Below are 12,047 nucleotides of genomic sequence, written 5' to 3'. Positions count from 1 at the left end.
GATATGAGACTGGAACAGCCATCGCGCGGGGATTATCAGGCCCTGATCGCACTGTGGGAGGCGTCGGTGCGCGCTACCCACCATTTCTTGCCGGATGAGGAGATCGCCACCCTGCGCGAGCTCATTCTGGAACACTACTTTGACGCCGTGACCCTCACTTGCGCCCGCAACGACCAGGGGATCGCCGGCTTTTGCGGGGTGCACGAGGGCAACATCGAGATGCTGTTCATCGACCCGGCGCTGCGTGGGGGCGGGGTTGGCCGCCTGCTAGTGGCCGATGCCATCGCCCGGCTGGGGGCGACTCGGGTGGACGTCAACGAGCAGAATGAGCAGGCGCTCGGCTTTTATCGCCACCTGGGCTTCGAGGTGGTGGGGCGCTCGCCACTGGACGGGCAGGGCAAACCCTATCCATTGCTGCATATGACACTGGCAGGCCAGTGACACCGGCCCAGTAAAAAACCGCCCTCGGGCGGTTTTTTGTTTATGACGTGAGCAGGAAGGCCTGTTACTCCTCGTTGGAGTTGTCCTGATAGTCGTCGCGCTGGGCCTTGGGCAGGCGGCGCATGGGGGTAAAGCCGATATCCTCGCCCACCACTTCCCGCTTGCGGGCTGGGGCAGGCTTCTTGCCGCCATCGCTCTTCGCCTTGCTCTTGCCTGCGGCGGATTTGCCGTTGCCACCCTTGGCATTGGCGGCGCCACGGGCACGCGGCGGATTTTGTACCGGCTTGCTGCCCGGCAGGGTCTGCCGGCTCGGTTTGCCGCTGGGCTCGTACCCTTCCAGGATCTCCACCGAGAGGGATTGACCGATCAGCGCCTCTATGCCCTTGAGCTGGCCCAGTTCGTCCTGGCTCACCAGCGAGATGGCTTCGCCGCCACGGCCGGCGCGGCCAGTGCGGCCGATGCGGTGGATGTAATCCTCCGCCATCTGGGGCAGTTCGAAGTTGATCACGTGGGGCAGCTGATCGATGTCGAGGCCACGAGCGGCGATGTCGGTCGCCACCAGCACCCGCACCTTGCCTTCCCGAAAATCCGCCAGCGCCCGGTTGCGGGCACCCTGGCTCTTGTCGCCGTGGATGGCGACGGTATCGAGCCCGTCTTTTTGCATCTGCTGGGCCAGGCGATCGGCAATCTGCTTGGTGCGCACGAACACCAGCACCCGCTGCCAGTTGCCGCGGCCGATCATGTGGGAGAGCAGCTCGCGGCGACGTTCCCGGTCGACCTGGATGATGCGCTGGGTCACCTGCTCGGCGGCGGTGTTGCTGGGATCCACCTCGATCAGGGTGGGCTCTTTGAGCAGGTCATCCGCCAGCGCCTTGATCTCGCTTGAGAAGGTGGCGGAGAACAGCAGGGTCTGCCGTTCGGCCGGCAGCGCCTTCATGATGCGGCGAATGTCGACGATGAAGCCCATGTCGAGCATGCGATCCGCTTCGTCCAGCACCAGCACTTCCAGCTCGGACAGGGTCAGCGCCCCCTGGGTCAGCAGATCCAGCAGACGGCCAGGGGTGGCCACCAGGATGTCGATGCCGAGCTTGATGGCGTCCAGATTGGGCTTGATGCTGACACCGCCGTAGGCGATCAGGGTACGAAACGGCAGGTGGTGGGCATATTTGATGATGCTCTCACCCACCTGGGCAGCCAGTTCACGGGTCGGGGTCAGCACCAGGGCCCGCACCTGACGGCGGCCACGGCCATGGTTGGCCAGCAGGCGCTGCAGCATGGGCAGGGTGAAACCGGCCGTTTTGCCTGTGCCTGTCTGGGCGCCGCCGAGCACATCCTGTCCGGCCAGAATGGCGGGGATGGCTTGTTGCTGGATGGGGGTTGGCTGTTCGTAACCCAGCTCCTTGACGGCCCGCAGGATGTGCGGAGACAGACCCAGTTCGTTGAATGACATGTTCGAGAGAGACTCCTCTGGTGAGCCTTGGGCTCAGCGGATGGCAGGTGCGCTGGCACCCGCCACAAGATGGAAATGATAACGGGGGCGTAATATAGCAGATGCGCGCCCTGCACGCAGCAGCCGTGTCGCGTTGTCCGGCCGCCGCGTGCAGCGGCCTCAGAGCAGGGCCTGGATATCGTCTCGCAGGCTCTCGGGTTTGCTGGTGGGGGCAAAGCGGGCCACTACCTTGCCGTCCCGGTCGATCAGGAACTTGGTGAAGTTCCACTTGACGTTCTCCAGCCCCAGCAGACCCGGTTGCTCCTTCTTGAGCCATTGATAGAAGGGGTGGGCCTGTTCGCCATTGACCTCGCACTTGGCCATGATGGGGAAGCTGACCGGATAGTCGAGGGAGCAGAAGCGGGCGATCTCCTCTGCATCTCCCGGCTCCTGGTGGCCAAACTGATCGCAGGGGAAGCCCAGGATCATCAATCCCTCGGGGCCCAGCTCCTGATAGAGCGCCTCCAGTCCGGTGTATTGGGGGGTAAAACCGCAGCGGCTGGCGACGTTGACCACCAGCACGACCTGGCCTTGCAGGGTGGACAAGGACAGTTCGGTACCGTCAAGGCGTTGCAGGATAAGGTCGGGCAATGACATGAAGCACTCCTGTTGCATGGGGCCCATTCAGGGCGTATCGCTCCACGGTAACGGGCGCGACGGCGCGGAGCAAGCGCCGCTTTCCCCTTTACCATGCAAGATCTGGCGCGGACTGAGGCCATTTGAGTGCGCCGGATCACAGGTTGGCGAGGGCGACCAGATAATGGGGGCCTTGTGCGCCCGGATAGCGTATTGATGGTGGGACTTCTGAGGATAAGCAAACCGGTTTGTGTCTTGCCCTGGAAGTCGCTAAAAAGCGCCCTCTCTCCACTTGTTGCGAGTCAATCTTGGACTATCAAGCCGTCATGGATGCCATTTACACCCGGGGATGGGTGATAGTGGATGATTTTTTAACCGCCGCCGAGGTGGATGCCCTCAAGGCGTGTCTGCCGGATGCGTGGCGGCCGGCGGGGATCGGCCGCGATGCCCTGCACCAGGACAACCGCGCCATTCGCCGGGATCAGATCCACTGGCTAGAACCCTCCCTCGGTGCGCCGGTGGCCGACTATCTGGCCCGCATGGAGGCACTGCGGCTGGCCGCCAACCGGATGCTGATGCTGGGGCTGTTCGACTACGAGGCCCACTTTGCCCGCTATCGCAGCGGCGACTTCTATGCCACCCATCGCGATGCCTTCGCCGGGCGCTCCAACCGCCGCCTCACCTCGGTGTTCTACTTGAACAACGACTGGCAACCCCAGGCGGGTGGGGTGCTGCGAATGTACGATGACGACGAGCAGTTTTTGATGGATGTCTCGCCCCGGGGCGGGCGGCTGGTGCTGTTTTTATCCGAAGAGTTCCCCCACGAGGTGTTGCCCGCCAACCAGGAGCGCTACAGCATCGCCGGCTGGTTTCGGGTCAACGGCAGCGGCAACGGCCGGCTCGATCCGCCGCGCTGAGCTCTTTTCATCCAATTTCTGACACAGGCGGGAATTTTTATGGTCGTTGTCGGCGGATGGGGCTCCCATCGGCTGACAAGGCTTGATCTCCCTTGCTACACTGGCCCGCACTTATCTTCGTATCTGGCTTCGTCCGGTTTTAATGCGGTTGGGTTTTAAATGGTGATGGCGAAGCCGCTTTTCCCAAGGGATCACATCTAATGAAGAACATGCATGTCTTGCTGCTGTGCGGCGGCGGTGGCTCCGAGCACGAAGTCTCTCTGCGAAGCGCAAATTTTCTCGAGCAACAGCTCGGTCTTTTGCCTGGGGTCGACGTGACCCGGGTCGAGATGTTTGCCGACCGCTGGCTCAGCGCCGACGGCCGCGAATGCAAGCTGGGGCTGGACAAGCTGCTGTCGTTTGACAGCGTGGCCCGTCCGGTGGACTACGTGGTGCCCTGCATCCACGGCTACCCTGGCGAGACCGGCGACCTGCAATCCTTCCTCGAGCTGGCGGGCCTGCCTTATCTGGGCTGCGACGCCGAGGCGAGCAAGATCTGCTTCAACAAGATCAGCACCAAGCTGTGGCTCTCCGCCATCGGCATCCCCAACACCCCTTATCTGTTCCTGACCGAGCAGAACGACGCGGCGCTGAACGAGGCGAAAGCCGCGCTGGCCAAGTGGGGCAAGGTCTTCATCAAGGCGGCCTCCCAGGGCTCTTCCGTCGGCTGCTACTCCGCCAGCAACGAAGCGGATCTGGTGAAGGGCATTGCCGATGCCTTCGGTTACTCCGAGCAGGTCCTGATCGAAAAAGCGGTCAAGCCGCGCGAGCTGGAAGTGGCGGTGTACCAGTACGGTGACGAGCTGGTGGCCACCTATCCGGGCGAGATCTGCGTGCCGCAGGACAAGTTCTACACCTATGAAGAGAAGTACAGCAGCGCCAGTCACACCGAGACCGCACTGCGCGCCGAGGGGCTGACCCAGGCGCAGGCTGATGCCATTCACGAGTACGCCCTCAAGGCGTTCCGTCAGCTCAAACTGACCCACCTGTCGCGCATCGACTTCTTCCTGACCGAAGAGGGCGAGATCCTGCTCAACGAAATCAACACCTTCCCGGGTATGACCTCGATCTCCATGTTCCCGAAACTGCTGGAGCATCACGGTCACCGCTTCGCCGACTACCTTGAGCAGATCCTGCGCAAGGCGGTCTGAGGCCAGCGCCCGATCAGGGCGAGCGGAATGATGAAGAGGGGCCCGCGGGCCCCTCTGTCGTTGTTGCGGTAGGCGATGTCACATGGCTTCCGGGGTGAACAGCCAGATGTGCGCCCCTTGTGGATCTGCAATCAGGGCCATGCGCCCGACCCCCGGGATATTCATGGCGGGCACCACCACGGTGCCACCGTGCTGGTTGACCCTGAGCACCCTGGCATCGACGTCATCCACCGCGATATAGGTTGCCCAGTGGGGTGGTACGCCGGCCATCTCGGGATTGCCCCGGGTGGCCTGCACGCCGGCGATCGGCCTGCCATTGGCAACCAGCATGGGGTAGTCGCCACCTTCCATCGCCATGGTCTGGCTCTCCCAGCCGAGCACTTCGGTGTAGAAACGGATCCCGGCCTCGGCATCGGGCAGATAGAGCTCGTGCCAGGTGAAGGTAGTGCCTTCGGCCAGAGCGTGCTCGCGGGCAATATCTTGTTCTGCCATCGTCATCCTCCTGTGTCCCATGCGTGGGTGCATGGGTTGACGACCAAGTATAGAGAGGAGTGGCCTCCCGGCTTGCCCCGGATGGGGGGCCTTGCTGCGCGGTGGACGGCTCGTTACAATCTGCCCCCTTTTTGTCCTGCCACAGGCATCGCCAGAGCCGCGTTCCATGAAGCCAATTCCCGATCACGCCGTCAATCGCCTGCGCATCTGGCGCAAGAGCGTCTCGACCCGACCCTTTCTCGCCCGTGGCGGCAGCGTGCCGCGCTGCGAAGCCTGCCAGCTGCGCCACGACTGGTGTGCCTGCGAATGGCGCCCCGAGCTCAAGGCCGAGGCCGGCTTCTGCCTGCTGATGTACGACAGCGAGCCGATGAAGCCCTCCAACACCGGCCGTCTCATCGCCGATGTGCTGCCGGATACCACCTGGGCGTTTCTCTGGTCGCGCACCAAGCCCCATCCCGAGCTGCTGGCCCTGCTGGCGGATCCCGTCTGGCAACCCTATGTGGTGTTTCCCGCCTGCGAGAAAGAGCCGGCTCGGCTCACCTCGGTGGTGACCCCGCTCCCCGGCAAGAAGCCGCTGTTCATCCTGCTGGACGGCACCTGGCCCGAGGCGCGCAAGATGTTCAACAAGAGCCCCTATCTGGACGGCTTGCCGGTGCTCTCCATCAAGCCCGATGCGCTCTCCACCTATGGCATGCGGGTAGCGCACTGCGACGAGCACCTGTGCACCGCCGAGGTGGCGGCCTGCGTGCTGGAGGTGGCCGGCGAGCTGGCGGCGGGGCAGGCACTGCAGCTCTGGTTCAATCTCTTCAGCAGCCGCTACATGGCGGGCCGGGTCAGCCGGGCTCCCGGTGAGGATGAGGCCCATCTGCAGCAGGCGCTGGCCGACATCAAAGGCGATGGGGCGACCTGCGCGCCCGGTGCTGCCTGAACAAGGTGGGTGAGGGGGCCGGCATGCTTGCCAGCCGCTTCACCGGGGGGATTCATTGATGAAAATCAGGAATTAATTGCCTGCCACTGTTTCGTTAGCTTCATGAGCCAAGCCCCATTAGGATAGCGACCAGCGTTGTTCATCAGGCTCATGGCGAGCCTGCGCCGTGCGGGCCCTTGCCGGCCCCGTCAATGTTGTGAGGCTATGGATGGAATTGGAACTGTTTACCCTGCTTGCCCTGTTCGGTGTGGCCCTGGTGGCCGGCTTTATCGATGCCATTGCCGGCGGGGGCGGCCTGCTGACGGTGCCCGCCCTGCTCGCCACCGGCATGCCGCCGGCGCTGGTGCTCGGCACCAACAAGCTGCAGAGCAGTTTTGGCTCCTTCTCCGCCACCTGGTTCTATGCCCGCAAGGGGCTGCTGGAGTGGCACATTATCTGGCCGGCGGTGATCTGCACCTTCATCGGCGCGGCGCTCGGCACCCTGGCGGTGCAGACCATCGACGCCGCCATTCTGGAGCGGTTGCTGCCCTTCCTGCTGATGGCCTTCGCCTGTTACTTCTTCTTCTCTCCCCGGGTGAGCGATGCCGAGAGCTCCCGCCGGCTCGCTCCCATGGCGTTCGCCCTGCTGGTGGGCGGCGGGGTGGGTTTTTATGACGGCTTCTTCGGACCGGGCACGGGATCGTTTTTTGCCATCGGTTTCGTGGCGCTGGCGGGTTTTGGCATGGCGCGGGCCACCGCCCACACCAAGCTGCTCAACTTCACCTCCAACATCGCCTCGCTGCTGTTTTTCGCGCTGGGGGGCAAGGTGGTGTGGAGCGTCGGCTTCTGCATGGCGCTGGGCCAGTTCATCGGCGCCCGTTTCGGCTCGAAAATGGTGCTCAAGCAAGGGGTCAAGCTGATCAAGCCGCTGCTGGTGACCGTCTCCTTGCTGATGTCCGCCAAGCTGGTGTGGAGCCAGTACCCCGAGCTGTTTGCCTGGCTGGGGTAAGCGCTTTTCGCCGACAGCGGCAGTCACGGCTGTCAACACTAAGGGGGCCCGATCCGCAAGATCGGGCCCCCTTAGTGTTGTGGCGCTCAGCCAGCCAGCGGCTGGAAGTGGGCTTGCAGGGCCTGCACCAGCTGGGCGATGCGCGCACGCTTGAGGCTGTTTGGCCGATAGACCAGGTGCAGCGGGCGGGCGAGCCCGGCGAGGGGGCGAGCCTGGGTCCCCTGTGCGCCGACCAGCGCCAGCAGGCCGGCCGGCAGCAGCACAGGGCCGATGCCGGCCTTGGCCAGCTCGATCAGCGCGAGGTAGGAGTCGAGCTCCATGGCGGGGATGAGGCCAAGGGCCGCCAGCGGTTCGCGCAGATAGCGGTTGGAGGGGTTGTCCAGGTCCATGGTGAGGATCTGGCGCAGCCCTTGATCGGCGTTTTCCCCCTCGCGCTGATCGCCCTCCACCAGATAGAAGGGCTCCTCCAGCAGCAGTCTGGCCTCCAGGCCGTGGCCCGGTGGCAGGCGCCCGGCGCAGATGCCGAGCAGGGCATCGCCGCTGCGCACCCGCGCCAGAATGACCGGGGTATGGTGGGTGGAGAGGGCGAGATGGGGATCCTGTTGCAGGTAGTCGTGCATGAAGCGGGCGAGGTAGCCCGCCAGCAGGGTCTCGGAGCAGGCGACGGGCAGGGGAGTCAGGTCGGTGAGGGTCTGGCTGTCGGCCAGCACTCCCTTCATCTCGGCGAGGCTGGGAGCGACCCGGGCCAGCAGCTCTTGTGCCTGGGGGGTGAGCCTTATCTGGCGCCCGTCCGGCTCGACCAGCTTCTTGCCGAGGCGCTGTTCCAGCTGGGCGATGCGCTTGCTCACCGCCGACTGGCTGATATAGAGCCGGCTGGCCACCTTGGCCATGGTGCCTTCGCTGGCCAGCAGGCAGAGTGTCTCCAGCCCTTCCAGTAACATATCGCCTCCCGTCATCTGCGTAGGAAGGCGTTACCTTAGGGGCTGACGGGGTTGGGATCAAGCATCCTTCGCCGCCCTGACGGGGCGCAGGCGCCACTCCCGCAGGGGCGGTGCGAAGATCACCAGGTTGCCAAGCAGGCTGATCATGACCCCCACCACCGACACCGGCTGCCAGACGAACCCCTCGTAGAAGGTGGAGAGCGTCAGCGCCACCAGGGGGAACAGCACGGTGGCGTAGGAGGCCTTGCTGGCGCCGATCCGCCCAACCAGGGTGAGGTAGGCGGTGAAGGCGATGACCGAGCCGAACAGGGCGAGATAGACCATGGCCGCCAGGTAGTGACCGTCGGTCGGGATCACCAGCTGCTGGCCGAGCAGGGTGACCCAGCCCAGCAGCAACACCACCCCGTAGACCATGCCCCAGGGCACCAGCTGCAGCACATGGTAGCCCTGGCGCTGGCCGCGGGCCGAGACAAGGTTGCCGAGCGAGAAGCAGAGGGTGCCGCCGCAGGCGAGCAGCAGACCTTTCCAGCCGTTTGCACCCAGTTGCGCATCCGCCAGCACCGGCCAGAACAGCAAGAGGGTGCCGAGGAGCCCCAGCAAGGATCCTTGCAGCCAGCGCAGGCCGGGTCTTTTACCCTCGAACAGCCAGAGGTTGAGGCCGTTGAAGATGCTGGCACTGGCGAAGATCACCGCCGACAGGCCGCTCGGAATATAGAGGGTGGCGTGATAGAAGCAGAGGAAGTTGGTGGAAAAGAGCAGGCCGCCGAGCAGGGCCGCATAGCGCTGACCGGCCCAGGGCAGGCGCGGGAAACGGCCGCTTGCGGTGAGCAGGGCAAACAGCGCCAGCGCCGCCAGGGCGAAGCGGTAGAGCACCGAGACCTCGATGGGAATGGGGCCAAGCTGCCAGGCGATGGCGATCCAGGTGCTGCCCCAGATAAGGACGGTGGCAAGATAGAGCATCAGATTCATGGGGTATCCGGTGAGATGACAACGACATGGGATCAGCATGCAGCGGGTGGTGGCGGCGGGCTTACACCATCTTGCGGTTTTTTGCGGGCAGCCGCAGCCTTTGCCGCCGCGCCGCGTTAAGATGGCGCACAAGGGCCATCAGGCAAGCAACAAGAGGAACAGAGCGGGTGCTGCAGACTAAGCCGGCGGGAGTATTCGATGCACTGGTCAGCACGGGCGCGCGCCTGGAGAACGCCTGCTGGCTGGAGCCTGGCCTTGGTGTCGCCAGCTGGCGCAACTGTTACGATCAGACTCGCTACCACAAGCCGGGCCACCATACCCTGAGTGTCTACCTGCAAGGGGGCGAGCAGACCGAGCGGCTGGACGGCCCGGGCGGCCATGGCGGCACCGGCAAGGTGTGCATCATGCCGGATCACCACAGATCCGAGTGGCTGGTGCGCGAGGAGTTTCGCTTCTTCCACCTCTACTTCACCCCGGCCCACCTGACCCGCATCGCCGAAGAGGTGTGCGACAAGGAGGGGCGCCACCTGCTGCTGGAAGACAAGACCTTCATCGACGATCCCAAGGCCGCCACCCTGGTGCAGGGCCAGCTGATGCAGCTGGACTGGCAGCACCAGGTGGATCGGATGGCGCTCTCCCACGGCGCCTGGATGCTGATGCTGCACGCCTATCGCCACCACACCCGGGAGGCACCGCCCCTGCCTGAGGTGCGTGGCGGCCTGGCGCCGGCGGTGATCCGGCGGGTGCAGGAGTACCTGCTGGCCCATCTGGCCGAACCTGTCACCCTGGCCGAGCTGGCGCAGGAGGCGGGCCTGAGCGAATACCACTTCGCCCGCATGTTCGGCCAGAGCCTGGGCTGCCCGCCCCATCGCTACCTGCTGGGGCTGCGGCTCAAGCGGGCCAAGCAGCTGCTGGCCGGCGCCGACTCCCTGGCCAGCATCGCCATCCAGTGCGGCTTCTCGTCCCAGGCCCACCTTGGCAACCGCTTCCGGGAGGCGTTTGGCCTGACGCCAGGCCAGTGGCGCAGCCAGCTGTCATCCTCCTGTCACAGATAGGCGGCAGATTGGTTGGCAACGAGGGGGAGCCTCGTTCCTTCAACCTGCACAGGAGTTGCCCTTGAATCATCGCAAACGTCAGACCCGCACCCGCCACCTCTGGTTCAGCCACTGGAATGCCCCCCAGGGCCGCCTTGGCATGCCGACCCCGCCCGAACCGCTCGTTCCTCACAGTTCCCGCTGAAAATCGCCACGACCCGATAGGATTTTCCCGACAACTTTGCCACTATTGCGCCATCAGGATGGACTGGATATGGCCGCATGTTTCTGGAACGCATTGAAGTCAAAGGTTTTCGCGGAATAAATCGCCTCTCGCTCGGGCTGGACAACACCACAGTGCTCATCGGCGAAAACGCCTGGGGCAAGTCCAGCCTGCTGCGCGCCCTCTGGTGTCTTCTGGGTCAGGATGCTGAGCCCTATCAGTTCAGCAGCGATGACTTTCACCAGCCCGAAGATCCCGAACTCGAGCCGGCCCGCCACCTGCAACTGGTGCTCACCTTCAGCGAGCACAGACCCCAGATGTGCCTGCACTCCCGCCGGCTGGCTAGACTTGGCGCGGCCTGGGTCAAGCACAAGGACAAGTTTCACCGCATTCACTACCGCGCCAGCGCCGAACTGCAGAGCGACGGCACCGTCACCACCACCCACGACTTTCTCGACGGTATCGGCAAGAGCCTGCCCATCGACGATGCTCATGAACTGGTCTGTCTGCTCATCACCATGAACCCGGTATTCCGGCTGCGGGATGCCCGTACCGCCCGCAACGGGGTGGAGACCCTGCAGTGGGGGGATCTCTCCGAACACAGGCTGAGCGAGCTGGCCGACAAGCTGATCGACGAGCCCCAGCGCATCGGCGAGCCCGAGCTCAAGGAGGCGTTGCAGGCGGTGCGCCAGCTGATGGATCACTACTTCAACGCGCTGGCCCCCATCAAGAACAAGCCGCGCAGCCAGCGGGAGATCGTCAATCGCCCCATGACCCTGCGCAACCCCGGCAATCTGCAGGCGCTGCTGCGCAATGCTGACAACCGGGCGCTGCAACTGGCGATGGCGGGCATGGCGGCCACCCTGCTGCAGGCGCGGGGCAACCGGGAGCTGGAGCAGGGGGCGCGCCCCATCATGATCCTGGAAGACCCGGAGAGCCGCCTGCACCCCACCATGCTGGCGCTGGCCTGGGGGCTGCTGGAGCAGCTGCCGGGGCAGAAGCTGCTCACCACCAATTCGGGGGACCTGCTCTCCTCGCTGCCTCTCAACCAGATCCGCCGGCTGGTGCGCCGCCAGCAGGACATCGTCTGCCATCAGCTGGGGGGCGAGCGCTACAGCAGCGACGATCTGCGCAAGATTGCCTTCCATGTGCGCATCAACCGCCCCATGTCGATGTTTGCCCGCTGCTGGCTGCTGGTGGAGGGGGAGACCGAGATCTGGCTGCTCTCCGAGCTCGCCCAGATCTGTGGCTACAGCCTGCGGGCGGAGGGGGTGCGGATCATCGAGTTTGCCCAGTGCGGCCAGTCTCCGCTCATCAAGGTGGCGCGGGATTTTGGCATCGAGTGGCATCTGCTCACCGACGGCGACGAGGCGGGGGTCAAGTACGCCACCTCGGCCCGCTCCCTGCTCAAGGGTGAGCGGGAGCGGGATCGGCTGACCCAGTTGCCGGCTGCGGACATAGAGCACTACCTCTATCACAACGGCTTCGAGGCGGTGTTCCGGCGTGAAGCCGGGGTGGGGGGGCGCTCGACCCTCAACGCCGGGCGCATCATCAACAAGGCGATTCACCATCGCAGCAAGCCGGGCATGGCGCTGGCGGTGGTGGAGGAGGCGGAGCGGCTCGGTGGCGAGCACATCCCGCTGGTGCTGCGCCAGATGTTCGCCCGGGTGGTGGCGCTGGCCCGCGGCCAGGGCTGACCGCTGTCGGCTCGGGTCGCAGCGGATGGCGAGGGCCTTGAAATCTTGGCAGGCAAGGCGGCCGGCGCCCGTTGCCGATGCCTGATTGCCACTGATCAATGACGGACGCGCTCCTGGCAGGGATTGGGGATGGCGGCGGCTTTGGGTATACTCGGCCCCTTC

13 protein-coding genes are annotated in these 12,047 nt (G+C 64.6%); 8 read left to right on the top strand and 5 right to left on the bottom strand.

All coding sequences use genetic code 11. The features are described from left to right. Positions 1-3 precede the first annotated feature (3 nt). Positions 4-441, top strand: a complete 438-nt coding sequence (locus C2U40_RS10885; RefSeq protein ID WP_016350593.1) for an acetyltransferase — start codon at positions 4-6, stop codon at positions 439-441. A gap of 64 nt (positions 442-505) precedes the next feature. Here the strand turns inward: C2U40_RS10885 and C2U40_RS10880 are convergent, their stop codons facing one another. Both C2U40_RS10880 and C2U40_RS10875 read right to left on the bottom strand, forming a co-directional pair. Further along, positions 506-1,891 carry a DEAD/DEAH box helicase gene (locus C2U40_RS10880; protein WP_011706241.1) on the bottom strand — a complete coding sequence of 462 codons (1,386 nt, stop codon included), beginning with the start codon at positions 1,889-1,891 and terminating at the stop codon, positions 506-508. 159 nt (positions 1,892-2,050) lie between these two features. Further along, positions 2,051-2,527, bottom strand: a complete 477-nt coding sequence (locus C2U40_RS10875) for a glutathione peroxidase (RefSeq protein WP_103826822.1) — start codon at positions 2,525-2,527, stop codon at positions 2,051-2,053. 287 nt (positions 2,528-2,814) lie between these two features. On the opposite strand from C2U40_RS10875, the gene C2U40_RS10865 reads away from it, so the two are divergent. Next, complete coding sequence (locus C2U40_RS10865) at positions 2,815-3,423, top strand: 2OG-Fe(II) oxygenase (protein ID WP_016350596.1); 609 nt, start codon at positions 2,815-2,817, stop codon at positions 3,421-3,423. 200 nt (positions 3,424-3,623) lie between these two features. After that, positions 3,624-4,613 carry a D-alanine--D-alanine ligase gene (locus tag C2U40_RS10860; protein WP_017409536.1) on the top strand — a complete coding sequence of 330 codons (990 nt, stop codon included), beginning with the start codon at positions 3,624-3,626 and terminating at the stop codon, positions 4,611-4,613. Between the two features lie 78 nt (positions 4,614-4,691). Here C2U40_RS10860 and C2U40_RS10855 read toward each other — a convergent pair whose 3' ends face one another. After that, complete coding sequence (locus C2U40_RS10855; RefSeq protein ID WP_017409535.1) at positions 4,692-5,105, bottom strand: VOC family protein; 414 nt, start codon at positions 5,103-5,105, stop codon at positions 4,692-4,694. A 166-nt stretch (positions 5,106-5,271) separates the two neighbouring features. Here C2U40_RS10855 and C2U40_RS10850 point away from each other — a divergent pair, with 166 nt between their 5' ends. Then, entirely contained in the window at positions 5,272-6,033 is a 762-nt protein-coding gene (locus C2U40_RS10850) for a tRNA-uridine aminocarboxypropyltransferase (protein WP_103826823.1), read from the top strand. 208 nt (positions 6,034-6,241) lie between these two features. Further along, positions 6,242-7,021 carry a TSUP family transporter gene (locus tag C2U40_RS10845; RefSeq protein WP_011706235.1) on the top strand — a complete coding sequence of 260 codons (780 nt, stop codon included), beginning with the start codon at positions 6,242-6,244 and terminating at the stop codon, positions 7,019-7,021. Between the two features lie 86 nt (positions 7,022-7,107). On the opposite strand, the gene C2U40_RS10840 is transcribed toward C2U40_RS10845, so the two are convergent. Both C2U40_RS10840 and C2U40_RS10835 read right to left on the bottom strand, forming a co-directional pair. Continuing rightward, positions 7,108-7,962, bottom strand: coding sequence for a LysR family transcriptional regulator (locus C2U40_RS10840; protein ID WP_103826824.1), 855 nt, complete (start codon positions 7,960-7,962; stop codon positions 7,108-7,110). 57 nt (positions 7,963-8,019) lie between these two features. Beyond that, positions 8,020-8,931 carry a DMT family transporter gene (locus C2U40_RS10835; RefSeq protein WP_029301006.1) on the bottom strand — a complete coding sequence of 304 codons (912 nt, stop codon included), beginning with the start codon at positions 8,929-8,931 and terminating at the stop codon, positions 8,020-8,022. A 167-nt stretch (positions 8,932-9,098) separates the two neighbouring features. On the opposite strand from C2U40_RS10835, the gene C2U40_RS10830 reads away from it, so the two are divergent. From C2U40_RS10830 to C2U40_RS10825, 3 genes are all read left to right on the top strand, one after another. Then, positions 9,099-9,986, top strand: a complete 888-nt coding sequence (locus tag C2U40_RS10830; protein ID WP_011706232.1) for a helix-turn-helix domain-containing protein — start codon at positions 9,099-9,101, stop codon at positions 9,984-9,986. A 61-nt stretch (positions 9,987-10,047) separates the two neighbouring features. Next, positions 10,048-10,170, top strand: coding sequence for a hypothetical protein (locus C2U40_RS26830; protein WP_254902163.1), 123 nt, complete (start codon positions 10,048-10,050; stop codon positions 10,168-10,170). 77 nt (positions 10,171-10,247) lie between these two features. After that, positions 10,248-11,885 carry an ATP-dependent endonuclease gene (locus C2U40_RS10825; protein ID WP_103826826.1) on the top strand — a complete coding sequence of 546 codons (1,638 nt, stop codon included), beginning with the start codon at positions 10,248-10,250 and terminating at the stop codon, positions 11,883-11,885. Positions 11,886-12,047: the final 162 nt, after the last annotated feature.

This window comes from Aeromonas sp. ASNIH4 (assembly GCF_002934425.1).
GTDB classification, from domain to species: Bacteria; Pseudomonadota; Gammaproteobacteria; order Enterobacterales; family Aeromonadaceae; genus Aeromonas; species Aeromonas hydrophila.
The sequence above is the reverse complement of the archived record's forward strand: the minus strand, read 5'-3'. Positions and strand labels throughout refer to the sequence as shown.

Bases quoted from the DNA above. Each gene is read 5' to 3' on its own strand.
- C2U40_RS10885 (WP_016350593.1), top strand. From the start codon at position 4: ATGAGACTGGAACAGCCATCGCGCGGGGATTATCAGGCCCTGATCGCA.
- C2U40_RS10880 (WP_011706241.1), bottom strand. From the start codon at position 1,891: ATGTCATTCAACGAACTGGGTCTGTCTCCGCACATCCTGCGGGCCGTC.
- C2U40_RS10875 (WP_103826822.1), bottom strand. From the start codon at position 2,527: ATGTCATTGCCCGACCTTATCCTGCAACGCCTTGACGGTACCGAACTG.
- C2U40_RS10860 (WP_017409536.1), top strand. From the start codon at position 3,624: ATGAAGAACATGCATGTCTTGCTGCTGTGCGGCGGCGGTGGCTCCGAG.
- C2U40_RS10855 (WP_017409535.1), bottom strand. From the start codon at position 5,105: ATGGCAGAACAAGATATTGCCCGCGAGCACGCTCTGGCCGAAGGCACT.
- C2U40_RS10850 (WP_103826823.1), top strand. From the start codon at position 5,272: ATGAAGCCAATTCCCGATCACGCCGTCAATCGCCTGCGCATCTGGCGC.
- C2U40_RS10845 (WP_011706235.1), top strand. From the start codon at position 6,242: ATGGAATTGGAACTGTTTACCCTGCTTGCCCTGTTCGGTGTGGCCCTG.
- C2U40_RS10840 (WP_103826824.1), bottom strand. From the start codon at position 7,962: ATGTTACTGGAAGGGCTGGAGACACTCTGCCTGCTGGCCAGCGAAGGC.
- C2U40_RS10835 (WP_029301006.1), bottom strand. From the start codon at position 8,931: ATGAATCTGATGCTCTATCTTGCCACCGTCCTTATCTGGGGCAGCACC.
- C2U40_RS10825 (WP_103826826.1), top strand. From the start codon at position 10,248: ATGTTTCTGGAACGCATTGAAGTCAAAGGTTTTCGCGGAATAAATCGC.